Origin of the sequence: Bradyrhizobium sp. HKCCYLRH3061 (assembly GCF_051168015.1) — a bacterium.
Taxonomy (GTDB): Bacteria; Pseudomonadota; Alphaproteobacteria; order Rhizobiales; family Xanthobacteraceae; genus Bradyrhizobium.
This window is the reverse complement of record NZ_JBNPUE010000001.1, coordinates 50,962-77,145: the sequence shown is the minus strand read 5'-3', so window position 1 is coordinate 77,145 and position 26,184 is coordinate 50,962. Positions and strand designations below refer to the sequence as shown.

The 26,184-nt window shown below is 65.6% G+C and carries 18 protein-coding genes; 8 read left to right on the top strand and 10 right to left on the bottom strand.

Translation table 11 applies throughout. From position 1 onward, the window contains the following. Positions 1-129: 129 nt before the first annotated feature. Both ACQR2C_RS00320 and ACQR2C_RS00315 read left to right on the top strand, forming a co-directional pair. Entirely contained in the window at positions 130-3,453 is a 3,324-nt protein-coding gene (locus ACQR2C_RS00320; protein WP_434880192.1) for an autotransporter outer membrane beta-barrel domain-containing protein, read from the top strand. 257 nt (positions 3,454-3,710) lie between these two features. After that, a complete protein-coding gene (locus tag ACQR2C_RS00315; protein WP_434847646.1) occupies positions 3,711-4,586 on the top strand; it encodes a GNAT family N-acetyltransferase in 876 nt (291 codons plus the stop codon). Here the strand turns inward: ACQR2C_RS00315 and ACQR2C_RS00310 are convergent. The 5 genes from ACQR2C_RS00310 to ACQR2C_RS00290 all read right to left on the bottom strand — a co-directional run bounded on the left by ACQR2C_RS00310 (position 4,583) and on the right by ACQR2C_RS00290 (position 10,612). Further along, the gene (locus tag ACQR2C_RS00310) at positions 4,583-4,942 is read right to left on the bottom strand and encodes a VOC family protein (protein ID WP_315803575.1); all 360 of its coding nucleotides are present in this window, start codon (positions 4,940-4,942) and stop codon (positions 4,583-4,585) included. The genes ACQR2C_RS00315 and ACQR2C_RS00310 overlap by 4 nt on opposite strands. An 80-nt stretch (positions 4,943-5,022) precedes the next feature. Beyond that, on the bottom strand, positions 5,023-6,027 hold the full coding sequence (locus ACQR2C_RS00305; protein WP_315803574.1) for an SDR family oxidoreductase: 1,005 nt from the start codon (positions 6,025-6,027) through the stop codon (positions 5,023-5,025). 207 nt (positions 6,028-6,234) lie between these two features. Then, positions 6,235-6,663, bottom strand: a complete 429-nt coding sequence (locus ACQR2C_RS00300) for a GlcG/HbpS family heme-binding protein (protein WP_316180062.1) — start codon at positions 6,661-6,663, stop codon at positions 6,235-6,237. A gap of 122 nt (positions 6,664-6,785) precedes the next feature. Further along, positions 6,786-9,740 (bottom strand): FAD-binding and (Fe-S)-binding domain-containing protein, encoded by a 2,955-nt coding sequence (locus tag ACQR2C_RS00295; protein ID WP_434880191.1) that lies wholly within the window; start codon positions 9,738-9,740, stop codon positions 6,786-6,788. Positions 9,741-9,853: 113 nt separating this feature from the next. After that, positions 9,854-10,612 carry a GntR family transcriptional regulator gene (locus ACQR2C_RS00290; RefSeq protein WP_434880190.1) on the bottom strand — a complete coding sequence of 253 codons (759 nt, stop codon included), beginning with the start codon at positions 10,610-10,612 and terminating at the stop codon, positions 9,854-9,856. A gap of 128 nt (positions 10,613-10,740) precedes the next feature. On the opposite strand from ACQR2C_RS00290, the gene ACQR2C_RS00285 reads away from it, so the two are divergent. The 6 genes from ACQR2C_RS00285 (at position 10,741) to ACQR2C_RS00260 (ending at position 17,479) form a co-directional block, all read left to right on the top strand. Next, on the top strand, positions 10,741-11,946 hold the full coding sequence (locus tag ACQR2C_RS00285) for a pyridoxal-phosphate-dependent aminotransferase family protein (protein ID WP_434880189.1): 1,206 nt from the start codon (positions 10,741-10,743) through the stop codon (positions 11,944-11,946). A gap of 208 nt (positions 11,947-12,154) precedes the next feature. Beyond that, positions 12,155-13,348, top strand: coding sequence for a pyridoxal-phosphate-dependent aminotransferase family protein (locus tag ACQR2C_RS00280; protein ID WP_315803569.1), 1,194 nt, complete (start codon positions 12,155-12,157; stop codon positions 13,346-13,348). Beyond that, on the top strand, positions 13,348-14,145 hold the full coding sequence (locus ACQR2C_RS00275) for an enoyl-CoA hydratase/isomerase family protein (protein WP_315803568.1): 798 nt from the start codon (positions 13,348-13,350) through the stop codon (positions 14,143-14,145). The genes ACQR2C_RS00280 and ACQR2C_RS00275 overlap by 1 nt, the downstream gene beginning before the upstream one ends. Before the next feature lie 133 nt (positions 14,146-14,278). Continuing rightward, on the top strand, positions 14,279-15,265 hold the full coding sequence (locus ACQR2C_RS00270) for a Bug family tripartite tricarboxylate transporter substrate binding protein (RefSeq protein WP_315803567.1): 987 nt from the start codon (positions 14,279-14,281) through the stop codon (positions 15,263-15,265). Between the two features lie 32 nt (positions 15,266-15,297). Continuing rightward, the gene (locus ACQR2C_RS00265; protein WP_315803566.1) at positions 15,298-15,840 is read left to right on the top strand and encodes a tripartite tricarboxylate transporter TctB family protein; all 543 of its coding nucleotides are present in this window, start codon (positions 15,298-15,300) and stop codon (positions 15,838-15,840) included. Between the two features lie 118 nt (positions 15,841-15,958). Next, positions 15,959-17,479 carry a tripartite tricarboxylate transporter permease gene (locus ACQR2C_RS00260; protein WP_434880188.1) on the top strand — a complete coding sequence of 507 codons (1,521 nt, stop codon included), beginning with the start codon at positions 15,959-15,961 and terminating at the stop codon, positions 17,477-17,479. 268 nt (positions 17,480-17,747) lie between these two features. On the opposite strand, the gene ACQR2C_RS00255 is transcribed toward ACQR2C_RS00260, so the two are convergent. The 5 genes from ACQR2C_RS00255 to ACQR2C_RS00235 all read right to left on the bottom strand — a co-directional run bounded on the left by ACQR2C_RS00255 (position 17,748) and on the right by ACQR2C_RS00235 (position 26,090). Continuing rightward, the gene (locus ACQR2C_RS00255) at positions 17,748-21,620 is read right to left on the bottom strand and encodes an autotransporter domain-containing protein (protein WP_434880187.1); all 3,873 of its coding nucleotides are present in this window, start codon (positions 21,618-21,620) and stop codon (positions 17,748-17,750) included. Positions 21,621-22,238: 618 nt separating this feature from the next. Continuing rightward, positions 22,239-22,400: a hypothetical protein gene (locus ACQR2C_RS00250; protein ID WP_316216911.1), complete on the bottom strand. Its 162-nt coding sequence runs from the start codon at positions 22,398-22,400 to the stop codon at positions 22,239-22,241. Between the two features lie 167 nt (positions 22,401-22,567). Beyond that, positions 22,568-23,758 carry a CaiB/BaiF CoA transferase family protein gene (locus ACQR2C_RS00245; protein ID WP_434880186.1) on the bottom strand — a complete coding sequence of 397 codons (1,191 nt, stop codon included), beginning with the start codon at positions 23,756-23,758 and terminating at the stop codon, positions 22,568-22,570. A gap of 128 nt (positions 23,759-23,886) precedes the next feature. After that, positions 23,887-25,110 carry a phenylacetate--CoA ligase family protein gene (locus ACQR2C_RS00240; RefSeq protein WP_434880185.1) on the bottom strand — a complete coding sequence of 408 codons (1,224 nt, stop codon included), beginning with the start codon at positions 25,108-25,110 and terminating at the stop codon, positions 23,887-23,889. Between the two features lie 140 nt (positions 25,111-25,250). Next, positions 25,251-26,090 carry an ABC transporter ATP-binding protein gene (locus ACQR2C_RS00235; RefSeq protein ID WP_315803560.1) on the bottom strand — a complete coding sequence of 280 codons (840 nt, stop codon included), beginning with the start codon at positions 26,088-26,090 and terminating at the stop codon, positions 25,251-25,253. Positions 26,091-26,184: the final 94 nt, after the last annotated feature.

The following is a 26,184-nucleotide window of genomic DNA, read 5'->3' as shown; positions in this document are numbered from 1 at the left end:
CGCGGCCCAGGAGAGCGCCTCGAAAGACGGGATCGACCTACGACTTTGTGATCGAAGTGCGGCATCTCCTGGTTGTCGAGTGATTTTTGACATATAAAGGTTGAATTTCCCAGCCCAAGGAGGGGGCGCTTGTCCGACAGGTCTCTATGCCGGCAGCTGGTGCTGTCGTCTTCGATGCTGGTGGGTGCTGTTTCCGGCTATAGCCGCCGGGCCTACTCTGCTTGCGCCAATGTGGGCGGTTCCAATTGGGAATGCTCGGGGGCCAGCACCGCCCAGACGATTTCGGGCGCCAACGCGCACGTGACTGCGCTATCGGGATTCCGCATTACCACTGTCTCCGCGAATGCCCTCACGATCACCGGCGCTGGCGACCTTTCATATACCGACACGAACTCCTCTCCATTTACCGCGAGCGCCGGTAACGGACTCAATATGACGACGACAGCCGGCGTTCCGGGCAGCATCACAGTCAATACCAACGGTGATATCACCGCCCTCAACTACGGCATTCGGGGCCGCAACCAGGGCACCGGCGCGCTCAACATCACGACCAATGGCGATGTCGTCAGCACGGGCACAACCGCGGTATCGCGGGGAATCGTGGCGATCAATTTCGGCACTGATCTGACCGTGACAACCGGCGCGGGCTCCAACGTTAGTGGCGCACGCTACGGAATTCTGAGCCGCAACTACGGCACTGGATCGACGACCGTGACGGTCAATGGTGACGTCACAGCCGCCGGCACGACCGGCAGCGATTTCGCGCTTCTCGCGAGAGGGAACGCGGATGTCACGGTGACCACAACCGCCGGAACCGCCGTGAGCGGCCAGGAGAGTGGCATCTTTGCGCGGAGCGATGGTAATGGCGCGGTAAAGATTACCATCTCGGGCGACGTCACAGGAACCAATACGACGGGCATATATGCGAGAAGCGGAACGAGCGGATCGATTGCGATTGCGATCGGTGCCGGAAGCCAGGTGACCTCGAATGGTACGGGGGCGGATGGTTTCGCCATTGATACATCGAGCCTCGTCGTCAGCCCCACGACTCTCACTGTGGCCGGCACGCTCAACGGCGGTGCAGGCGGCGCGGCGCGATTTCATGGTTCGGCGAACCGGCTTGAGCTTCATCCAACCGCTGTGATCAACGGCAACGTCTTCGGCGGCGGCAGCGACACCCTTGCACTGGGCGGCACGGGTACAGCGAGCTTCAACGTCGCAACGGTCGGTGCAGGCCTGCAATACCAGGGCTTCGGGACGTTTCTCAAGGAGGGCAGCAGCCACTGGACGCTTACGGGCGCCACTCCGCTTATCTCCAGCTTTGCCGTGAGTGGCGGCCTGCTCGAGGTTGACGGAAGCATGCCAAACACCTCGGTCACGGTGAATAGCGGCGCACTGCAACTCGGGAATGGCGGCAGCGGCGGCTCGATCGGCGGCAACGTCAACGACAATGGCACCTTCGCGATCAATCGTTCCGACAGCTACACGTTCGGTGGCATCATTTCGGGCACCGGGACGTTCCAACAGCTTGGCTCCGGCTCGACCATCTTCTCTGGCGCGAACACTTATACCGGCGGCACCACCGTCAGCGCTGGGACGCTGCAACTCGGGAATGGCGGCACCAGCGGCTCGATCGTCGGCGACGTGATCAACAACGGAATCTTGGCCTTCAATCGTTCCGACAATTACACCTTCGGTGGAACGATCTCGGGCCCTGGTACCCTTGAGCAGAACGGCAGTGGCACGCTCGTCCTGAGCGGGGACAGCAGCTATACCGGTCCGACGTTCGTCAACGGCGGAATACTGGACGTCACGGGGAGGCTTGCATCGACCGTGTTCGTCAACTCCGGGACCCGGCTCACGGGCAATGGCACGATCGGGGGGCTCGGTGTCGCGAGCAGCGGAGTCGTTGCGCCAGGCAATTCGATCGGGACGCTTAATGTCTCCGGCGATCTATCCTTTGCCTCTGGCTCCGCCTACGAAGTCGAGACCAACGCGACCGGGGCCGCAGACCGGATCGCGGCGACCGGCACGGCAAGACTCAATGGCAATGTTGTTGTCCTGCCGCAAAGCGGTGCCTATGGCTTCCGTACGACCTACAATATTCTCAATGCCGCCGATGGCGTCATTGGTACCTTCTCTGGGGTGAGCAGCAACTCTGCGTTCCTGTTTCCCAGCCTGAGTTATGATGCCAACAACGTGTTCCTCTCGCTTACCCAGTCGACCTTCTTTCCGAGCGTCGCGCGGACGGCAAACCAGCTGGCCGTAGCCACCGCTCTCCAGGAAAGCTCGCCGGACAGCCGGCTTTTCGGCAGCGTTATCTTCCAGACGGCGGCCGGCGCGCAGCAGGCGTTCGACGCGCTATCGGGCGAACTTCATGCCAGCGCACGGACGTCCATTGTTGAAGACGGCCATTACGCCCGGGATGCCGTCCTCGGACGCTTGCGTCAAACTTCGTTTGAGGACCGTTTTGGGGCCTTTGCGGGTTTTGGCTCCGAAGGTCCGGCCGTGATCTACGGTGATGCCGATCGATCCCCGCCGAAGCATCTGGCCTATGTCGATACGGGCAGGCACATTTTCCGCGCTGGTAGCATTCCTTCGTCGGCCAACGCATCCACATCGCGGAATATTGCCTGGTGGGCTCAGGGAGTGGGGGCTTGGGGCACGGTTCATGGTGACGGGAGTGCTGCTGGTATGAGCAGACTCCTGAGCGGCTTCTTCAGCGGAGTAGACGGGCGGCTGGGAGACAACTGGCGGGCAGGCGTTGCACTCGGCTACACCAATTCGAGGATGAGCATCGATGCCCGTGCGAGCTCGGCCGATATCGAGAGCGCATTTTTCGGCGTCTATACAGGGTTGGGCGTGGGTGCCTGGAACGTCCGCTCGGGGGCACTTCTGAGTTTCAGCACGATTGGGAGCGCTCGCTCGATCAGCTATCCCGGTTTTCTCGAACGGGCGACCGGGCGCTATGGCGCGTTCAGCTCACAATTATTTGGTGAGATTGGGTATGATCTAAACCTCGCGAATGCTGTTGTGGAGCCATTCACAGGTTGGTCCTGGATCCATCTCCATACCAATGGCTTCGATGAGGCCGGTGACGTTGCCGCACTTTCCGTCGCATCGCGCGAGGAGGACGTGGGTTATACCGCGATCGGGTCGCGCGCGTCGGCGGTGATTGGATTGTCGGGCGGAATGGCGCTCAAACCTTCAGCATCGCTCGCTTGGCAACACGGGTTCGGCCAGCTTAAGCCGGAAGACTACCTGCTTTTCAGAAGCACGGGCGCTCGATTCGACATCGCCGGGGTGCCGCTCGCCCGCGATGCCGCCCTGGTGCAAACCGCGCTTGATCTGCGCACAGGCGCCAATACTGTCATAGGATTGTCCTATCGCGGCAATCTTTCGACCAGCACCCAGGATCATTCGGTCGAGGGGCACATCAAAATTCAATTCTAGCTCTATCCGGCAAAAGATATTCGGAGCGATGCACGAGGCGATTCGGCATCTTATCGAGACGTGCCTACGATTTGCCCGCGACTGCGCAGCACACTTTCGAGCGTTGCCTGGTTTTGTCCTTGCCGCAGATGAACAATGAGCTTGGATGATCTTCGTTTGCGACTGAAACCTTACAGCAGAATTGGCTACGCAGGTTGCTCCGAGCTTCGCACGGCGTCATGATTGATGGATGCTGCGGCATTCGGATCGAGGAGAACATGACGCCATCGGCCGGACATCCCAACGCTGACGGCCTGCGCATCCGGCCGATGCGCCCGGACGAGATTTCGCTCGCCATCGATTGGGCGGCGGCCGAGGGCTGGAATCCCGGCCGGTCGGATGCGGCCTGTTTCGCCGTGGTCGATCCCGGCGGCTTTCTGATTGCCGAGCGTGAGGGCGTGCCGGTCGCAACCGTGTCCTGCGTGAACTACGACGACCGCTTCGCCTTTCTCGGCTTCTACATCGTCCGTTCCGAGCTGCGCGGGCACGGCTACGGCTTGCGGCTCTGGCAGGCGGCGATGGCCCATGCGGGTTCGCGGGTCGTCGGGCTCGACGGCGTGGTCGCGCAGCAGGACAACTACCGGAAATCCGGCTTCAGCTATGCGTATGCCAATATCCGCTACGGCGGGCGACCCGTAGCCCTGCCGCAGTCGGTGGAGCGATCAGGTGTCGTCACTCTGGGCGATGTGTCGTTCGCCGATATCGAAGCGTCAGACGCGACCGTGTTTCCTGCCCCGCGCCGTGCATTCCTGCGAGCCTGGATCGACACGCCCGGTCATGTCGGCCGGGCGCTGATCCGCGACGATACGCTAGCCGCCTGGGGTGTGATCCGTCCGTGCCGCATCGGCTACAAGATCGGTCCGCTGGTTGCCGAGAGGCGCGATGATGCCGAGGCCGTAATCGCGGCTCTGTTGAGCACGGCCGGCGAAGCCGAGGTGTTCCTCGACGTGCCCGCGATCAATTCCGCGGCGGTGGCGCTCGCCGAGAGCCTCGGCCTCAAGCCGGTGTTCGAGACCGCGCGGATGTACACCGGGCCGATCCCGCCGCTACGGATCGAGCGGGTGTTCGGCGTCACCACCTTCGAGCTCGGTTAGCCCAGCGGCCGCGCGAAGCTCAGTTCATGACCGTCGGGATCGGTGAGGTGGAAATAGCGCTCACCCCATTCGGCGTCGCGCGGCTCGGTCGAGGGCGTGAAGCCGGCGCCGAGCGCCTTCGCGTAGACGGCGTCGACGTCGGCGACATGGAAGATGATGCGGCCCCACCAGCTCCATTGCTTGTCCTTGGGCATGGCGATCAGGTTGAGAAAGCCGAAGCCGACCCTGAAACTCGTGAACGGCGTGTGGGCGCCGCCATGAGCGATGTTGTCGAAGCCGAGCGCGCGATAGAAGGCGACGGCACGCGCCATGTCGTGGGTGGCGATGGTGATCGCGCTGATGCTCTCGATGGTCATGAAGGCGCTCCGAGCCCTAGTGGAAGCCGCGTTGCAGGAAAGCGTATCCTGCCGGTGTCAGGCAAGGGCAGCGTCGCGGCTCATCGCCAGCGCCGCCGGCTCATTGCCGCTCCCAACGCAATAAAGACCGCGGCGCCGAGCGCGACCGTCATCGCGCGCGCGACATCACCGGGCACCAGCAGGGTCTGCTGGGCCGCGCCGCGGCTGAACGAACCGCGGGTGCGGTGCAGGCGCGTCACCGGGTGATCGAGATTGTCGGTGCGGTCGGGCACCAGCGGCACATCGGTCTGTTGCCCGGCGATCGCCTTGGCTGCGAGGTAGCGGTCGAGCAAAGCCGGCGCGACGGCGTTACCGAGGATCGTGAGCAGTGTCGGCCAGCCGATCCAATATTCGCGGAAGCCGCCGTCGGCAACGCGATAGACGGCGTCCGCGATCACCTCGGGCTCCACCGGCCGGCCCATCGGGCGTGGCGTATGCGCAAGGTGCGCGCGGGCCCAGTCGAATTGCGGTGTGTTCACCGCGGGCAGATCGACGATGCTGAGCGTGATGCCCGAGCGCTCGTGCATCAGCTCGGCACGCAGCGAGTCGGTGAAGCCCCGGATCGCATGTTTGGCGCCGCAATAGGCCGCCTGCAGCGGAATGCCGCGATAGGCGAGCGCCGAACCGATCTGAATGATGCGGCCTTCGCTGCGCCGGCGCATCGAGCGCAGCGCCGCCATCGTGCCGTGCACGAAGCCGAGATAGGTGACCTCGGTGACGCGGCGGAATTCTTCCGGCGTGATGTCCGCTACGGTCGAGAACACCGTCTCCATGGCGTCATTGATCCAGATGTCGACCGGACCCAGGCGCTGCTCGAGCCGCTCGGCCGCGTCGAACAGGGCCTGCGCATCGGCGACATCGACGGCCTCGTATTCGGCATGGGCAAACCGCGCCTGCAGCTCGCGCTGGACGTCGCGCAGCGCTTCCTCGTCGCGCGCGATCAGGCCGATGCGATCGCCGGCCTCGCCGAAACGCTTCGCGATGGCACGGCCGACGCCTGCGGAGGCGCCAGTGATGATGATGGTGCGAGTTCGTCTGCGAGGCATGTCCGGTTTCTCCACGCGCCCCTTGGTACAAACGTGCGGCGGCCGGCAATGTTTCGGGCCGGTCAAGCCGGCCGAATGAATTCTCCGTCAGCTTTTGACGGCGCCGGGGAGTTCGACGCGCGATCCACCGAGCTCCGAGAGGGCACGCCAGTCCCCTCGAGATCGTTGGAACGGTAGAATTCGCAGAGCTTTGCTGTGCGACCGAGCTCAGCCCGCATTGGCCTTGAGGCCGGCGGCTTCGATGCCGGCGACCGCGCAGATCTCGTCATTGTCGGAGGTATCGCCGGAGACGCCGACGGCGCCGACGAGCGTGGTGCCGTCCATGATCAGCACGCCGCCGGGCACCGGGACCATGCGCCCCTGGGCCAGCGTGTTCACGGCGTCGATGAAATAGGCCTGCTCCTGCGCGCGCTGGAACAGGGCGCGGGAGCCGAGGCCGAGCGCGAGCGCCCCATAAGCCTTGCCGTGCGCGACCTCGGCCCGCATCAGGCTGGTGCCGTCCTGTGCGGCGGCGGCCTTCAGGCAGCCGCGCGCGTCGAGCACCATCACGGCGAGCGGCTTGAGCTTCTTTTCGAGGCCTTTGGCGAGGGTGGCATCGAGGATCTTGCGGGCGGTGTCGAGCGTGAGATCGGCCATGTCTGTTAGTCCCTGTGTCATTAACTCAAACGAAGCTGCGTAGGGTGGCAAAGCGGAGCGTGCCACCATCTGGCGAAGCGGAAGGTCTGTGGTGGGCACGCTTCGCTTTGCCCACTTACGAACTACGTTGATGCGCGCCCTCGCTCCAGGCTCATCGCCAGGAGCTGCGCGGCGTGAACGGCGCCACGATTGGCGCCGTCCTGGATCTGGTGGCGGCAGGAGGTGCCGTCGGCGACGATGAACGTTGCAGCGTCGGCCTTGCGCACGGCTGGTAGCAGCGACGCTTCCGCCATCTGCAGCGAGACCTCGTAGGTCTCCGCGCCATAACCGAAGGCGCCGGCCATGCCGCAGCAGGAGGATTCGATGGTCTCGATCTCGAGCTCCGGAATGAGCCGCAGCACCTGCTCGACCGGCTTGAAGGCGGCGAAGGACTTTTGGTGGCAATGGCCGTGCAGCAGCGCCTTGCCGGGCAGGGGGGCGAGCGGCAGCGCGAGCCGGCCGCTCTCGGCCTCGCGCGCCAGAAACTCCTCCAGCAGCAGCGCATGTGCGCTGATCGTTTTCGCGGTCGCGTCGTTGCGCAGCGACAGCAGCTCGTCGCGGAGCGTCAGCAGGCAGCTCGGTTCCAGGCCGATGATCGGCACGCCGCGCGATGCGAACGGCGCGTAGGTTTCGACCAGGCGCTGCAGCTCGGACTTGGCTTCGCCGACGAGGCCGGCGGAGAGAAAAGTGCGGCCGCAGCACAGCGGGCGGCCACCATCCGTCGGCTTCGGCACATGCACGCGATAGCCGCCGGCGATCAGCACGCGCAGCGCGGCGTCGAGGTTTTCGCGCTCGTAGACGCGGTTGAAGGTGTCGCCGAACAGCACGACCTCGCGGCCATCAGCCGGACCGAACGCGTCGGCGTCGACACGGAAGGTGTCGCTGCGGAACGCCGGCAGCTTGCGCCTGGCGCTGATGCCCGCGACGCGCTCCATCAGTGCGCGCAGGGGCGCGACGTGATTGCGCAGGTTCACGAGCGGCGCGAAGCGGGCAGCCATATCGGCATAGCGCGGCAGATAGGCGACGAGCCGGTCGCGCAAGGTGAGGCCATGCGTGGTCGCGCGGGCCGCCAGCACCTCGATCTTCATCTTGGCCATGTCGACGCCGGTCGGGCACTCGCGGCGGCAGGCCTTGCAGGACACGCAGAGCTTCAGCGTCTCCATCATCTCGTCGGACGACAGCGCGCCGGGACCGAGCTGGCCGGAAATCGCGAGCCGCAAGGTGTTGGCGCGGCCGCGCGTGACATCCTTCTCGTCGCGGGTGGCGCGGTAGGACGGGCACATCACGCCGCCGTCGAGCTTGCGGCAGGCGCCGTTGTTGTTGCACATCTCGACCGCGCCCTGGAAACCGCCGGCGGCGCCGGGATAGGCCGACCAGTCGAGTACTGTCTTGATGTCGTCGACGCGGTAGTCCGGCGGATAGCGGAACAGCGAGCGGTCGTCCATCCTGGGCGGATCGACGATGCGGCCGGGATTGAGCACGTTCGCCGGGTCGAAGCGCCGCTTCACTTCCTTGAAGTCGGCGAGGATGCGGCTGCCGAACATCTGCTCATGGAATTCCGAGCGCACGATGCCGTCGCCATGCTCGCCGGAATGCGAGCCCTTGTACTCGCGCACCATGGCGAACGCTTCCTCGGCGATCGCGCGCATCGCCCTCACGTCCTTCTCGAGCTTCAGGTTCAGCACCGGACGGACATGCAGGCAGCCCTCGGAGGCGTGCGCATACATCGTGCCGCGCGTGCCGTGCCTGGCGAAGACCTCGTTGAGCCGTGCGGTGTAGTCGGCGAGATGCGGCAGCGGCACCGCGCAGTCCTCGACGAACGACACCGGCTTGCCAGCCTCCTTCATCGACATCATCACGTTGAGGCCGGCGGCGCGGAAGTCGGCGACGGCGGTCTGCAGCGCGGGCTCGGTGATCTCGACCACGCCACCCCATTTGCTTATCTCGTTGCTCCAGGAGAAGCCGAGGTCGCCCATCAGCTCGGAGAGCTGTTTGAGCTTGGCGAGATTCTCGTCCTTGGTCTCCTCGGCGAACTCCACCACCAGGATCGCGTCGGGATCGCCCCGCACGGCCGCCGCGATCACCGGCTGGAACATCGCGATGTCGCGGCCCAGCCCGATCATGGTGCGGTCGACCAGCTCGACGGCGATCGGCTTCAACTTCACCAGATGCTGGGCCGCATCCATCGCCTGATAGAAGCTCCCGAAATGGCAGACTCCGAGCACTTTGGTGCGGATCAGCGGCCACAGCTTGAGCTCGATCCGGGTGGAGAACGCGAGCGTGCCTTCCGAGCCGACCAGCAGGTGGGCCATGTTGTTGGCGGCGTTGCGCGGCGTCAGCGCGTCGAGATTGTAGCCGCCGACGCGGCGCTGCACCTTGGGAAACTTGTCGGCGATCTCGGCCGCCTCGCGCTCTCCCAGCGCCAGCATGTCGCGGAACAGCGCGCGGGCGCCGTCGGGCGCGCTGACGTCACCAAGGTCGCGCGGCACCTCGCCGAAACGCGCCAGCGTGCCGTCGGCCAGCGCGGCGTCGATCGCGATGGTGTTGTCGCGCATGGTGCCGTAGCGCAGCGAGCGGCCGCCGCAGGAATTGTTGCCGGCCATGCCGCCGATCGTGGCGCGCGACGCCGTGGAGACGTCGACCGGAAACCACAGGCCGTGCTTCCTGAGCTGGCGGTTGAGATCGTCGAGCACGATGCCCGGCTCGACCACGCAGGTCCGGGCCTCGACATCGAGCGAGACGATGCGGTTCAGGTGCTTGGAAAAATCGACGACGATCCCCTCGTTGACGGTCTGGCCGCATTGCGAGGTGCCGCCGCCGCGGGGCGTGACGATGCGGCCGTCGTCGCGGGCGATGGCGAGCGCAAGCAGCGCCTCGTCCATCGTGCGCGGCACGACCACGCCCGCCGGGATGACCTGGTAGAACGAGGCGTCGGTGGCGTAGCGGCCGCGGTTGAAGCGGTCGAAGAAGACGTTGCCCGTGATCTCGGCGCGGAGCTTCTGTTCGAGCCTGGACGGACCGGCTTTGGCGTTCGGCATGGTGATCCCTGGTCGGGCCCGGCTGTCGTCCGGCGGGCGCTGTTCCGCCCGGTGTCATTCATTTCCGCAAATGCGTCAATCTGATTGCATGCAAATTTGCGCAATCCCGGGCGTTATTCGACCTTGTCCGGCTTGGCTCCCGCCAGCGGCGGCTGGCCCTCTGCGAAGTAGGCGATCGCAGCCGCGCCCTTGTTGCGCAGATGCTGGAACAGGATGTCCGACAGCTCGCTTCCGGCGCGGCGGCGCAGCGCATCGAGGATCAGCTCATGCTCGCGCATGGCCTCGCTCCAGCGCTCGCGCTTGCGGGCGAAATTGGCGGAGAAGCGCACCCGGCGGATGCGGCCCGCCAAGCTCTCATAGGTCGCATGAAGGGTGGCATTGGCGGCGGCGTCGACGATCGCGCGGTGGATCAACTGGTTCATGCGGAAATAGCCCTGCATGTCCTGCCGCATGTAGAACCCGTACATATCGTGATGATATTGCTCGATTTCCGTGATCGCTTCATCCGAAATCTTCTCGCAGGCGAGGCGCCCGGCGAGGCCTTCCAGGCCTCCCATCAGGTCGAACAATTCATGGATGTCGGCGGCGCTGAGAGGGCGCACCCGGGCGCCGCGATTGGGCAGCAGTTCGACCAGCCCTTCGGCTGCGAGCACCTTCAGCGCTTCGCGCAAGGGCGTGCGGGACACCCCCAGCATTTCGCAAAGCTGGCGCTCGGACAGGCGTCCGCCGTCGGCGACATGGCCCTCGACGATGTAGTCGCGCAGCCGTGCCAGGATCTCGTCATGCAGCGAGGTCTCGTCCCGCGCGGGCACGGATCGACCGCTTGGCCCAGCCAAGGGTGGCGTCTCGATATCGGGAATCGTGGAATTCATCTTACCCATTGTAGCGGTAGTTACAGATGTGGTCGACCTCGTCCGTGAATGCGTTAAAGCTCTTGCACATTAAGAAATTGAATGCAATCATGGGTGCCAGAATGCCGTCGTCTTCCTGGAGTTCTGCCGTGACCCGTCCCCAAGGCCGTCATTTCCTGCACATTCCGGGCCCAAGTCCGGTGCCCGAGCGGGTGCTGCGGGCCATGGACATGCCGGTGATCGATCACCGCAGCGCCGAGTTCGCCGAGCTGGGGAGGGCCGTGCTCAGCGGCTCGCAGACAATCTTCAAGACCGCCAGCCCGGTGATCATCTACCCCTCCTCGGGCACCGGTGCCTGGGAGGCTGCCATCGTCAACACGTTGTCGCCGGGCGACAGGGTGCTGATGGTCGAGACCGGCCACTTCGCCACGCTGTGGCGGCAGATGGCGGCGCGGTGGGGCATCGAGGTCGACTTCATTCCTGGCGACTGGCGCCGTGGCGTCGATCCCTCTGTCATCGAGGAGAAGCTGGTCGCCGATGCCGGCCATCGGCTCAAGGCGGTGATGGTCGTGCACAACGAGACCTCGACCGGCGCGACCAGCCGGGTCGGCGAGGTGCGTGCCGCCATGGACCGCGCCAAACATCCGGCGCTGCTGATGGTCGACACCATCTCTGGTCTCGCCTCGGCCGACTTCCGCTTCGACGAGTGGAAGGTTGATGTCGCCGTATCCTGCTCGCAGAAGGGTTTCATGCTGCCGCCGGGGCTCGGCTTCAACGCCATCTCGGACAAGGCGCGCCTTGTTGCCAAGGGCAACAAGATGCCGCGCTCGTTCTGGGACTGGGAGGACATGCTGAAGCTGAACGCGAATGGCTTCTTCCCCTATACCCCGGCGACGAACCTGCTCTATGGCTTGCGCGAAGCGATTGCCGTGCTGCTCGAGGAGGGGCTCGATCAGGTGTTCGCGCGCCACCAGCGCCTTGCGGCCGCGACCCGCGCCGCGGTCGAGCATTGGGGCCTCGAGGTGCTGTGCCAGGAGCCAAAGGATTTTTCGCCGGTGCTGACCGCCGTGCTCATGCCGCCGGGCCATGACGCCGATCAGTTCCGCCAGGTCGTGCTCGATAAGTACAACATGTCGCTCGGCTCGGGCCTGTCCAAGGTCGCGGGCAAGGTGTTCCGCATCGGCCATCTCGGCGAGTGCAACGCGCTGACCTTGATGGCTGCGCTGAGCGGTGTCGAGATGGGGCTGCGCGCGGCCGGCGTGCCGCATCGCGCCGGCGGTGTCGATGCCGCGATGGCCCTGCTCGACGAGCCATCGCAGGGCAATGCGCCGAGTCATCTTGCGGCGGTGACATGAGGCCAAATCGCGTGCCGCAAGCCGGGGTGCCCCGCTATGCCGCACTGCACAGAAGAAGGGGATTTGTGTGCATCTGAGGGATGTCAGCCCGGAGCGATCGGTGCTTGCGTCTTCTTTATTGACGCCAGCGGTCTGGCGGGAGAAAAGCGCGGCGAGCGCGTGGCATGCCACGTCCGCGCACCAACCAAATGACCGGGGATGGACGCCAATGACTGTGCACACGGGACGGCATTTTCTTCAGATTCCGGGGCCGACCAACGTACCCGACCGCGTGCTGCGCGCGATGGACATGCCGACCTTGGACCATCGCGGTCCTGAGTTCGCCGAGCTCGGCTTCGCGGTGCTGGCGGCCAGCCAGCGCATCTTCCGCACCAAGCAGCCGGTGATCATCTATCCGTCGTCGGGAACCGGCGCGTGGGAAGCCGCGATCGTCAACACGCTCGCGCCCGGCGACAAGGTGCTGATGGTTGAGACCGGCCAGTTCGCTGTGCTGTGGCGGGGCATCGCCGACAAGTTCAAGCTCGACGTCGACTTCATCCCCGGCGACTGGCGTCATGGCGCCGACATCGCGGCGATCGAGCAGCGTCTGGTCGACGACAAGGCGCACAAGATCAAGGCCGTTTGCGTCGTGCACAATGAGACCTCGACCGGCTGCCTGACGCCGCCGCTCGAGGTGCGCAAGGCCCTCGACCGGTCCGGCCACCCGGCGCTCCTGATGGTCGACACCATCTCCGGCCTCGGCTCGATGGAGTATGAGCACGACGCGTGGGGCATCGACGTCTCCGTCGCGGGCTCGCAGAAGGGCCTGATGCTGCCGCCGGGCCTCGGCTTCAACGCCGTCTCGGAGAAGGCGCTCGCCGCCGCCAAGGCCAATCCCGGCATGCGCTCCTACTGGGACTGGCAGGAGATCATCACCTTCAACAAGCTCGGCACCTTTCCCTATACGCCGGCCTGCAATCTGCTGATGGGCCTCAACGAGGCGCTGAAGATGCTGGAGGAGGAGGGCCACGAGAACGTGTTCGCCCGCCACCGCCGCCACAGCCTTGCGACGCGCGCCGCTGTGAAGGCGTGGGGCCTCGACACGCAATGCGCCGATCCGCAGGCGCATTCGCCGGCGCTGACCGGCGTCGTCATGCCCGACGGCCATGATGCCGATCAGTTCCGCAAGACGGTACTGGAAAACTTCGACATGTCGCTCGGCACCGGCCTCAACAAGATCAAGGGCAAGGTCTTCCGCATCGGCCATATCGGTCATTTCAACGACCTGATGCTGATGGGCACGCTCTCCGGCGTCGAGATGGGCCTGGCGCTCGCCAACGTGCCGCATCGTGCCGGGGGCGTGCTTGCGGCGATGGATGTTCTCAAGGCGCGCGAGGCCGCGCCGATTCCGAAGGTGGCCTGATGACCGCGCCTGTGACCGGCTCCGACGATCTCATCTATGCCGTCGACGACGGCATCGCCAAGATCACCTTCAACCGGCCGCAGGCGCGCAACGCGATGACGTTCGCGATGTACGACCAGATGGCCTCGATCTGCGAGGCCATAAATGGCGATCGGTCGATCAAGGCGCTGATCCTGACCGGGGCCGGCGACAAGGCCTTCGCTTCCGGCACCGACATTTCACAGTTCCGCGCCTTCAAGACCGCGCAGGATGCGCTCGACTATGAGGCGCGGATCGACCGCGTGCTCGGCACGCTGGAACTGTGCCGTGTGCCGGTGATTGCGGCGATCGCGGGCGCCTGCACCGGCGGCGGCGCCGGCATCGCCGCCTGCTGCGACATCCGTATCGGCACAGAGACCACGCGCATCGGTTTTCCGATCGCGCGTACGCTCGGCAACTGCCTGTCGATGTCGAACATTTCGCGCGTGGTCTCGCTGATTGGGCCTGCGCGCACCAAGGATCTCATCTTCAAGGCGCGGCTGGTCGAGGCGCCCGAGGCGCTGGCGCTCGGTCTGCTCAACGAGATCGTGCCCGACGTCGAGACGCTGCAGACACGCGCGCTGGAGACCGCGAAGCTCATCGCCTCGCACGCGCCGATCACCCTCGAGGTGACCAAGGAGGCGGTGCGCCGCATCCGCCGGACCCTGTCGCGGGACGAGGGCGAGGATCTGATCCTGCGCGCCTATATGAGTGAGGATTTCCGCGAGGGCATGGAGGCGTTCCTCAACAAGCGGACGCCGAACTGGAAAGGCAAGTAGTCCGATGCCGTGCTTGCGACCTTATGCCGAGGAACATGAGGCCGCATCGTGCTTGTGTTCTTGAACTGACCACAATAAGCCAGCAGTATCCTGGTAGGATGCAAGCTGGCGTTTCGAACGGGGAAGAAAACACGTGCGCAAACTGATCAAGATCGCGGCCGCGACGGCGGCCATTTTCACAAGCGCTCCGGCCTTTGCCGGCTGGGAGCCGACCAAGCCGGTCGAGATCGTCGTCGCCGCGGGCGCCGGCGGTGCATCCGACCAGATGGCGCGGATGATGCAGGCTGCCATTCAGAAGAACAATCTTCTGAAGCAGCCGGTTGTCGTGTCGCTGAAGGGCGGCGCGTCGGGCGCCGAAGCCCTGATGTACATGAAGTCCAGCGACGGCGATCCGAACAAGATCCTGATCGCCTATTCGCTGATCTACATGCTGCCGCTGTCGGCCAAGCTGCCGTTCGACTGGCACGAGCTGTCGCCGGTTGCGGTGATCGCACTCGACCAGTTCGTGCTGTGGGACAACGTCAACGGCCCAAAGACGGTGAAGGAGTTCATCGATGCCGCCAAGACGTCGGCCTCGCCGTTCAAGATGGGCGGTACCGGCTCCAAGCGAGAGGACCACGTGCTGACCGTCTTCATGGAGAAGAAGACCGGCGCCAAGTTCTCCTATCTGCCTTACAAGTCGGGGGGCGAGGCCGCGACCCAGCTGGTCGGCGGTCACACCGAATCCAACGTCAACAATCCGTCGGAAAATCTCGAAGTCTGGCGCGCCGGCCAGGTGCGTCCGCTGTGCGTATTCGACAAGGAGCGCATCTCCTACACGACGAAGGTCACCGAAACGCAGTCCTGGAACGACATTCCGACCTGCAAGGAGCAGGGGCTCGACGTGCAGTACCTGATGCTGCGCGGCATGTTCCTGCCGGGCAAGGTGACGCAGGAACAGCAGGAGTTCTACATCGACCTGTTCAGCAAGCTGGTGCAGACATCGGAGTACAAGGACTACATGGAGAAGCAGGCGCTGAAGCCGATCTTCCTCACTGGCAAGGACATGCTGCAGTTCCTCGAAGAGGATGGCTCGCTCAACAAGCAGCTGATGACGGAAGCGGGCTTCGTCGCCAAGTAAGGCTGGACGGGGCGAGGGGATGAGGAGGATCGATGTCCAACGCTGAGCTCGAGATTGCCGTCGACGATCCGACCGCGCCGGAGGAGAATTCTCCGGCCGTCACCTCCACCGGGACCGTCGACGTCGCGGTGTCGCTGCTGCTGCTCGCGCTCGCGGTCGTGCTCGCCTGGGACAATTGGCGGACCGGTGCGTCCTGGGACTCGACCGGTCCGGAGCCCGGCTACTTTCCGTTCTATCTGTCGGTGATCCTCGGCGGCGCCAGCCTTTACGGGATCGGCGCCGCCTTCCTGTCGAGCAAGGAAGCAGTCGAGACCTTCGTGACGCGCGCGCAACTGCGCCGCGTGATGGCCGTGTTCGTGCCGACCTTGTTGTTCTGCATCGCGATGCAGTTCCTCGGCATCTATGTCGCGAGCTTCCTGCTCATCGCCGGGTTCATGCGCCTCGTCGGCAAGATCGCGATCTGGAAATCGCTGCTCACGGCGTTCCTGTTCAGCGCCGTGATGTTCGTGACGTTCGACGTCGTGTTCGACGTGATCATGCCGAAGGGCCCGCTCGAAGCGGCGTTCGGGTACTGATACCGGTCTCTCCCCGTCATTGCGAGGAGCGAAGCGACGAAGCAATCCAGGGCTGCGCATTCGACTCTGGATTGCTTCGCTGCGCTCGCAATGACGGCAAAATAGCTGGAATGGAATCATGGAAGCCTTGGGTCTGCTGCTGCACGGGTTCGCGGTCCTCCTGACCTGGAAGACGCTGCTCTTGATGATGGTCGGGCTGGTGCTCGGCGTCTTCGTCGGCGTGCTGCCCGGGCTGGGCGGCCCCAACGGCGTCGCCATCCTGCTGCCGCTGACCTTCTCGATGGACCCGACCTCGGCCATCGTGATGCTGTCCTGCATCTACTGGGGCGCGCTGTTCGGCGGCGCCATCACCTCGATCCTGTTCAACATTCCCGGCGAGGCGTGGTCGGTGGCGACCACTTTCGACGGCTATCCCATGGCGCAGCAGGGCAAAGCAGCGGAAGCGCTGACCGCCGCCTTCACCTCGTCGTTCATCGGCTCGCTGGTCGCGGTGATGCTGATCACCTTCCTGGCACCCTGGATCTCGTCGTTTGCGCTGAAGTTCGGTCCGCCTGAATTCTTCGCCGTGTATCTCCTGACCTTTTGCTCGTTCGTGGGCCTGGGACGCGAGGACAAGCACAAGACGGTCATTGCGATGGCGCTCGGTCTGCTGCTTGCCGGCGTCGGCATGGACACCGTGTCCGGTCAGTTGCGGATGACCTTTGGCTCGACCGATCTGTTGCGCGGCATCAACTTCCTGGTCGCGGTCATCGGCCTGTTCGGCATCAGCGAGATCCTGCTGACGATGGAGGAACGCCTGGCGCTGCGCGGTCACGCCGCCGCGATCTCCTTGCGCACGGTGCTCGCCGTCTGGAAGGACCTGCCGAAATACTGGATGACGCTGCTGCGTTCCTCAGTGATCGGCTGCTGGCTCGGCATCACGCCGGGCGGCGCGATTGCGGCCTCCTTCATGGGCTACAACCTCGCCAAGCGCTTCTCCAAGGACCAGGACAGCTTCGGCAAGGGCCGCATCGAGGGCGTGTTCGCGCCCGAGACCGCGGCGCATGCCTCGGGCACCGCGGCGCTGCTGCCGATGCTGGCGCTCGGCATCCCCGGCTCCGGCACCGCGGCGATCCTGCTCGGCGGCCTGATGGTGTGGGGCCTCAATCCCGGCCCGCTGCTGTTCGTCGAGCACAAGGATTTCGTCTGGGGCCTGATCGCCTCGATGTATCTCGGCAACGTCGTCGGCCTCGTGCTGGTGCTGTCGACCGTGCCGATCTTCGCCTCGATCCTGCGCGTGCCGTTCGCCGCGGTGGCGCCGATGATCGTGGTGTCCTGCGCGATCGGCGCCTATGCGATCCAGAACGCGATGTTCGACGTCTGGCTGATGCTCGGCTTCGGCGTCGTCGGCTACGTCTTCAAGAAGATCAAGATTCCGCTGGCGCCGTTCACCCTGGCGCTGGTGCTCGGCAGCCGCGCCGAGGACGCGTTCCGGCAGTCGATGATCATCTCCGGCGGCAACATGAAGGTGTTCTGGGCGAATGGCCTCGTGGGCACCATCACGACGCTGGCGATCGTGCTGCTGTTCTGGCCGCTGATCGACCGACTGGTTGCGAGCTTCGGCAAGTCCAGCGCGCCTGCGGCGAAGGCCGAGGCGTAGGGCAAGCTGGCCGCGACGTATTGGGCCTCATGGTTCGAGACGCGCCGCGCTCGACCGTTGCCGTTTTCGTTGGTCTGGGCGCGGCGCTCCTCACCATGACGGGCTAGGGACCGAGCGGCCGCCTTACACGAGGCCATGAACACGCCGACCGCGTATTCATGGAGAGGATCTTGATCGCGCCGCGGATTCAGACCTCGTCCTGAGGGGCCCGCCCCTTGGCGGGCGTCTCGAAGGATGGCCGCGGGAGAGGTGAGCGCCGCGCCAGCTCTCACCACGCGTAGCGCACGGTCCCTTTGCCTGCATAGGAGCGCGTGACGTTCGAGAGCTCGCTCTCCAATGTGGCCATTGCGCTCCAGCCGTTCAGCCAATTCATCTCGACCGATGTGGTCGCTAGCGCGGAATCGCGCGCCTGCGCTGCGCCGTTCACGACGAAGCTCGCGCCCGGCAGCGTCTGGAAGGTCGCGGCGACTGAACGATCGGGATTGAAGTCGTGCGCCCAGGCGAGTCGGCCGCGCAGGGTGAGTGTGCCATCGCTCAAGGCGTAGGACTTGTCAGTCCGCAGGCCGAGCTCAGTGCGCGTATCAGCGACCGTCTTGCCGTTGTAGCTCAGCGCGAACGTCGAGGCCCCGGCGACGGCTTGCTCGACGTAACCGGGCAGCCGCAGGCTCGTGACCTGCGCCGCTGCGTACGGCGTCAATCCGATGCCGCCGACCGGCGCAAGGAAGCGGGTGCCGCCCTCGATGCGGCCGGTCCAGGCGTGGGCCTGATAGGTCGCGCGCAGCCGGTCGGCGCCGGCGATGGTGACGGCACGGTCGGTGGTGACGTCCTGCCAGCCATAGGCCAGGGCGGCTCTGAGATAGCTCGGGCCGATATGATGATGCAGATAGGCGCCGGCTTGGAACAGGTCGGAACGGCCGGAGCCGAGGCCGCCGACGCTGAAGTTGGTGCCGCCGCCGCCGAGCGCGAAGCCTGCAATGGTCTGCGGCGCGATCCGGTAATCGGCGCCGACAGCGGTGCCGGCGATGCGGCTGCTGGTGTCGCTAGAGCCGACGCCCGCATTGCCGCTGGTCGATTGTGAGCCGCCGAAGCCGGCCGCCCAGACATTCCAGCGCTGCGCGAAGTCCGCCGGCCTGTCGTCGGTCAGCATCGCAAAGGCATTGGTGCGCTTGCGCGTGGGGTCCGCGTAGCTGCTCGCGCTGCCACCGCCGGTACCGCCGCCAGCACGCTGTGCGAACGGATCGGTCAGCAGGCCCGCGAACTGGCTCATCGCGTTGAACGTCGTCTGCTGGCTCCCGGTCGCGCTCTCACCCGACGCCTGTGTGAGCCCGGCTTGATTGAGCTTGCCGAACACGACTGGAATGTCGCCGCTGCGATCGAAGAAGGCCGACAGCGAATCGCCGACCGCCTTCTGATTGCCGTTCAGTCCGCCGGGCAGGGCGAAGGCGAGGATCAGATCGAGATAGACGTTGTTAGCGTCGTAGCTCAGGCTGGTCTTGAAGCCGGAGGGCAGGTTGGTCTTCACCACCGAGCCGAAGCTGCCCGTAATGCCGCCGCTCGTCGTCAGAATGGTGTAGCGCTTGTCGACATAGCCGCCGGCGTCGAACTCGGCCTTGACGGTCGCGCCGCCGAGCGTGGCCGATCCGGTCACGCTCACGAACGTGGCCGTCGTCGGATCGAGCTGCACCAGATAGAACGCGCCGGACTGGAAGGCGAGGTTGCCGACGATGGTCATCGACGACCCCGCGGTGCCGTTGCCGGGCGCCAGCGTGCCGCCATCGTTGATGCCGACGGTCATGGGTGGATCGACCAGGCCCGCGCCCATCAGCGTGCCGCCGGCGTTGACGGTCACACCGGACGTGTTGGTGATCGCGCCCTCGACGTCGAGCACGCCGCCGTTGATGATGGTCGCACCCGTGTAGCTGCTGGTGCCAGTGAGCGTCATCCGGCCGTTGCCGGTCTTGGTGAAGCCGCCGCTGCCGGAGACCGTGCCGGAGAAGGTCGTGCTGCCGTTGTTGCCGCCGGACGTCAGCGTGCCCGCGCCGAGCAGCACGCTGCCGCCGCCGGCGAGCGAGCCGATGGACTGATCAAAACCGTTGAGATCGAGCGTCGCACCCGGCGCGATCATGAACGCGCTGGCCGAGCCGAGCACGCCGGAGGCGCCGGCCTGCAAGGTGCCGGCGCCGATCGTGGTCGCGCCGGTGTAGCTGGTCGGCCCGTCGAACCGCATCGTGCCGGTGCCGACCTTGGTGAAGCCGCCGCTGCCGGAGATCGTGCCGGTGTAGCTCGTGCTGGCGTTGTCGCCGCCTGACGTCAGCGTGCCCGCGCCGAGCAGCACGGCGCCGCCGCCCGTCAGCGAGGCGATCGTCTGATTGAAGCCGTTGAGATCGAGAGTGCCGCCATTGTCGACCTCGATGGAGCTCGAGGGGGCGAAGGCGCCGGCCGCGCCGGCGCGCAGCGTGCCGCCATCGACGATGGTCGCCCCGGTGTAGGTGTTGGTGCCGCCGAGTGTGAGCACGCCCGGGCCGCTCTTGACGAAGGTGCCACTGCCCGAGATCGTGCCCGAGAACACGGCGGCGCCGCCATTGTCGCCGATCGCCAGCGACCCGTTGGTTCCGAGGAGGACGCTGCCGCTGCCGCCAAGTCCGCCGATGGTCTGGCCCGTGCCATCGATGTCGAGCGTCGCACCGCTCGCGATCATGTAGCTGCTGGCGACCGAGAGAACGCCGGACGCACCGGTCCGCAGGGTGCCGCCGCTGATGACGGTGTCGCCGGCAAAAGTGGTCGTCCCGGTCAGCGTCAGGGTGCCCGCGCCGAGCTTGGTCAGTCCGCCGCTGCCGGTGATCGTGCCGCTGAGCGTGGCGTTGTTGCCGTTGGTGTCGAAGCTGCCGCCGCCGGCATTGAGCGTGATGTTGCGGCTGGAGCTGAAGCCCGCGAGATATTGCAACGTGCCGCCGCCGAACGAGAGCCCGCCGGAGGCCGCGCCGAGGCTGGCGTCGGAGGAGACCGCGAGCGCACCCTGGTTGATGGCCCAGGGCGTGACGGCGGTCGTGGTGCCGGTCAACGTCCAGGTGCTCGTGCCAGTCTTCACGAAGCTCGAGAAGCCTTGATACTGCGCCGAGGCGCCGATCGTGGACGCGTCGAAGGTGCCGTTCACAGCGCCGCCGAGCCGGAAGGTGTCGCTGCCGGTGCCGACCACGTTGCCGTTGATGATCGAGCTCGCCCAGATCTCCAGCGTGTTGCTGCCGCCGGTGAAGGTGATTGCGTTGGCGCTGGTCACGGCGACGCCGCCGGTATTGAACCCGGCCGAGATCGTGCCGCTGTTGATGATGGTGAGATTGGCGCCGGTGACGCCGGCCCCGGCCGGACGGTAGTCGCCGTCGTTCGCATTTGGGCCAACGCCCTTGTTTCCTGAAGCGCCACCGCTGATGCTCCCGGAGTTGATCAAGGTTCCACCGGCTGCGAAGACCGCGCCTGCACCGCCATTGCCGCCATCGCCACCGGCGTGGAATTGGATGCTGTTGGCGGTGTTGCCGCCATCGCCGCCTACGCCACCGAAAATCGCGCCAGAATTGACCAGGATACTGGTGCCGGTCAGATAGATGCCGTAACCACCATCGCCGCCGTCGCCTCCACGACCAGTGCCGTTGGCGACGCCGCCGGGACCGCCGCCACCAGCAGTGATCACCCCAACGTTCGTGTACGTCAGGCCGCTGCCATCCACGACCACCCCGTAGCCGCCCGCTCCACCGCCGCCGGCTCCGAAGCTGAGGCTGGTCGAGCCGCCCCGTCCGCCATTGCCGCCGGTTACGGTTGTCGAATTGACGTCGTTCGTGATGACCACCGCGCCATGAGCGCCACCACCGCCACCGCCGCCGCCGGTGCTCCCGCTGCCGCTTTCGCCGGCATGTCCCCGCTCGCCCGCGCCGATGCCGCCTTGGCCCCCCAGGGTCTGGCCCGTGCTGTCACCTCCGCCGTTGCCGCCGTTCACACCCGCGCCGCCGCCGCCGCCTCCTTGCGCAATGTTGGCTCCGGCACCGCCATCGCCGCCCGAACCAGTGGCCGAACTCGTGCCGCCATTCCCAGTCGCTGCGCCGCCGTCGCCGCCACTCGTCGCCTGGGCGAGGACTGGGCTGGCGAGCATGACGGTGAGTAGCGCTGTCGTCGCTGCCAGCCAACGCAACTGAGTACGTCGGAGTGAATCGGCCGATGTCTCGTTCTTCAATCTGCCTGGGATCAGCACTTCAGCCCTTCGCGCGACTCGATATCAGGCCGGTGCCGATCGACGGACGCAGGCCGTCGTCCAAAGCACGCAAATTTGCGGGGGCGGGAATTGTGACTTTTTGGGTGAATTGAGCGGCAGTGCAGATCGTAATCGGACTGTGGCACCGCCGACACGTTTACGAGAGGCCGGATCGGCAGCGACGGACCGTTGTTCGAATCGCTTCCGCGCTTCTCCAGAGGTTGTGTCTTTGCGATGACAGCATTTTAGGCAGCACAGTGGTAGGCTTCATTCATGGGCAGACGTCGTGCTGCTCACGCGCGGTGCCTGATCTCTGGTCATCGCGCCCTGATGTTTCCTCCCGAGACGATCACCTTGCCCGGCGCGTGCGTCGGGCTTTTTTTTGCATTCGGTGGATCAGGGTTCGCAGCTCATCCCGTCACCCTCGAAAGGAAAAAGCCTCCGTCCGGCTTTCGGAACGAAGGCTTCGAGCAAAGGTGATGCAGGTCAGCGAGCGCGCAAACCTGAGGCAGGCCAGCCTCAGTTGGCCTTCTCCGCGAGCGGCATGTGGTACCAGTCGGACTCGTTGTCCAGCATCGTCTCATCGAAGGGCAGCGCGCCGTCGTGATTCAGAGCGGCGGCGTTGACGTCGCGGACGATATCCATCGCCGACAGAAACTCGTTCAATTCCGATGCGCTCATGACCCGCTACTCCTCAAGCCCGCGGGCCCCGGGGGTCCGCGATCAACTGATGAGAAGAGGTTAACGCGGTCTCGCTCTGGCCTCAATCCCGCCCAGGTCGAAGTTCCAACGTGGTGACATCTGGGCCACAGCGGCGGGATGCCGCAGCTTGGTCATATTGCACTTGCTCACACGACGCGATGCAGCCGGAGATCGGCGATCTCGCCGTCGGTAAAGCCGAACTCGGAGAGGATCTCCTCGGTCTGCTCACCGAATTCCGGCGGCCGCGCCGCCATCCGGCTCGGCGTCCGCGACAAGGTGAAGGGCTGCGCCACCAGCGTGATGTCGCGGCCGTCGTCGCTGGCGATCTGCTGCGCCATGCCGAGATGCTGGACCTGCGGGTCTGCGAACATCTGATCGATGGCATAGATCGGGCCGCACGGCACCCCAGCGGCGTTGAGCTCGGCAACCCATTGCTCGCTCGTCTTTGCCAGCGTGCGCGCGTTGATCTCGGCGTTGAGCGCGTCGCGGTTCTTCGAGCGCGCCGGCGCGGTCGCGTAGTCCGGATTGTCGATCCATTCGGGCGCGCCGAGCGTCTGGCACAGCCGCTCCCAGATCCGCCCGCCGGTCGCGGCGATGTTGATGTAGCCGTCGGAGGTCTTGAACACGCCGGTGGGGATGCTGGTCGGATGGTTGTTGCCGGCCTGAGGCGCGACGTCCTTCTCCATCAGCCAGCGCGCGGCCTGGAAGTCGAGCATGAAGATCTGCGCCTGCAACAGCGAGGTCTGGACCCACTGGCCTTCGCCGGAGACCTCGCGCTCGAGCAGCGCGGTGAGAATGCCCATCGCGCAGGACAGGCCCGCGGAGAGATCGGCGATCGGGATGCCCGCGCGCATCGGCCCCTCGCCGGGCGCGCCGGTGATCGACATCAGCCCGCCCATTCCTTGCGCGATCTGATCGAAGCCAGGCCGCTTGGCATAGGGGCCGTCCTGGCCGAAGCCGGAGATGCTGCCATAGACAATGCGCGGATTGACCTTGCGCACCGCCTCGTAGTCGATGCGGAGCTTGGTCTTCACGTCGGGACGATAGTTCTCGATCACGACGTCGGCCTGCTTGGCGAGCCGCATGAACACGTCGACGCCCTTCGGGTCCTTCAGGTTGAGCGTCATCGCGCGCTTGTTGCGATGCAGGTTCTGGAAGTCGGACCCGCGGCGCGGGCCGCCGAGCGCCTCGCCGCCGTCCTCCATCATGGCGTCGATCTTGATGACATTGGCGCCCCAATCGGCGAACTGCCGGGCGCAGGTCGGGCCGGCGCGCACCCGTGTCAGATCGAGCACGGTGAAGCGGGACAGGGCTTTGGACGCGCGCGGGAAGGCCATGCGGACGAACTCCAGGGAACGTGACATGGCTGTATAGGAGAGCGCGCGTGAGGCGACAATTGCGCATGGGACGTGCGCAGGGCGCGGCTCATGCCGTCGCCGCAGGGCTTCGCCTCGGTTGCAGGACCTCAGCGCTCGTCGGCGATCACCTTGCCGTCGTTCGGCAGCGTGCCCGGCGCGACGATCTCAACGTTGCCGCCGAGCTTGGTGACGCTGCGCAGGCTGGCGGTCACGGCCTCGGAGAGGCTGTCTGCCGGCGATGCGCATTCGGCCTTCAACGTCATCGCATCGGTCTCGCCGGCGCGGGTGACGACCAGACGAAGGCGGCCGATCTCGGGATGGCGCTTGCCGATCTCGGCGACCTGCTCGGGGCGCACGAACATGCCCTTGATCTTGGTGGTCTGGTCGGCGCGGCCCATCCAGCCCTTGATGCGCATGTTGGTGCGGCCGCAGGCGCTGATGCCGGGCAGAGCGGCGGTGAGGTCGCCGAGGGCGAGGCGAATCCAGGGATGGTGGGGATCGAGCGAGGTCACGACGATCTCGCCGACATCGCCTGGCGCCACCGGATCGCCGGTGCCGGGGCGGACGATCTCGAAGATCAGGTCCTCGTTGACGACCATGCCGTCGCGCGCTGCGGTCTCATAGGCGATGATGCCGAGATCGGCGGTGCCGAACGCCTGATAGGCATCGATGCCGCGCGCCTTGATCTCGGCCTGCAGCGACGGCGGGAACGCCGCGCCCGACACCAGCGCGCGCTTGAGCGAGGAGACGTCGCGACCGGCGCTGGCGGCGGCATCGAGCAGGATCTTGAGGAAGTCGGGCGTGCCGCTGTAGCCGATCGGGCGATAGGCCTCGATCAGCTCGAACTGCGCCTCGGTGTTCCCTGGTCCCGCCGGAATGACAGCGCAACCGAGCGCGCGCGCCGAGGCATCGAAGATGAAGCCGCCCGGCGTCAGATGATAGCTGAAGGTGTTGAGCACGACGTCGCCACTGCGCAAGCCCGACGCGAACAGCGCGCGGGCGCCGCGCCAGGGATCGTTGTGCGCTGCCTCCGGCTCGAAGATCGGTCCGGGCGATGTGAACAGGCGCGAGAACGCGCCGGGCGCCTGCGCGACGAAGCCGCCAAACGGCGGGGCCGCTTTGTGCAGGGCAGGCAGTTCGGATTTGCGCAGCACCGGCAGCTGCGCCAGCGCGGCGCGGGTCGTGATTTCTCCGGGATCGATGCCCTGCAGCAGCGCCGCATACGCCGGCGCCGTCATCGCCGCACGCAGCACGTCGGGCAGGCGGGCGAACAGCTCCTGCTCGCGGGCTGCGGGATCACGGGTTTCGAGGGCGTCGTAGTAGGTGGTCATTGCTCGTGTCCTGGCACGTCATTCCGGGACGGTTCGCTGCGCGAACTGGCGAAGCCATTTGGCGCACTGGACCGAACTCGGAAATCTCGAGATTCCGGGTTCGCGCGTGCCGCGCGCCCCGGAATGACGGAGTGTGACGTTCACAGCCACCGCTTCCGCCGTTTGAAGCTCTTCAGGTTCTTGAAGCTCTTGCGCTGGTCGCCGGCGCCGCCGAGGTAGAATTCCTTGACGTCCTCGTTGTCGCGCAAGCTCTCGGCGGTGCCGTCGAGCACCACCTTTCCCTGCTCCATGATGTAGCCGTGGCTGGCCACCGACAGCGCCGCGCGCGCGTTCTGTTCGACCAGCAGGATGGTGACGCCGAGATCGCGGTTGATCTCCTTGATGATCGCGAACACTTCCTTGACCAATAGCGGCGACAGTCCCATCGACGGCTCGTCCATCAGGATCATCTTCGGCCGCGCCATCAGCGCGCGCCCGATCGCCAGCATCTGCTGCTCGCCGCCGGAGAGATAGCCGGCGAGGCCGGTGCGCTCCTTCAGCCGCGGGAAATAGTTGAACACCATCTCGATGTCGCTTGCGACCTCGCGATCGGATCGCGTGAAGGCGCCGAGCTTGAGGTTCTCCAGCGACGTCATGTCGGAGACGATGCGGCGCCCCTCCATGACCTGGAAGATGCCGCGGCGAACGATCTTCTCCGGATCGATGCCGTCGATGCGCGCGCCGTCGAACATGATCTCGCCGCGCGTGACCTCGCCGTCCTCGGTCTTCAACAGGCCGGAGATCGCCTTTAGCGTCGTCGACTTGCCGGCGCCGTTGGCGCCGAGCAGCGCGACGATCGCGCCCTTGGGCACATCGAGGCTGAGCCCGCGCAGCACCAGGATGACGTCGTCATAGACGACCTCGATGTTGCGGACGGAGAGCAGGGGGGCTGCTGTCGCGCTGGCTGCGCCGGTTCGCGGAGTGTCGAGTGTTTCGGTCATTGTGGCTGTCCACCGCTGTCGTCCCCCGCGCAGGCGGGGGACCCAGTATTCCAGAGACGCCGATGCTTGATCGATGAGCCGCGGCGTACTGGAT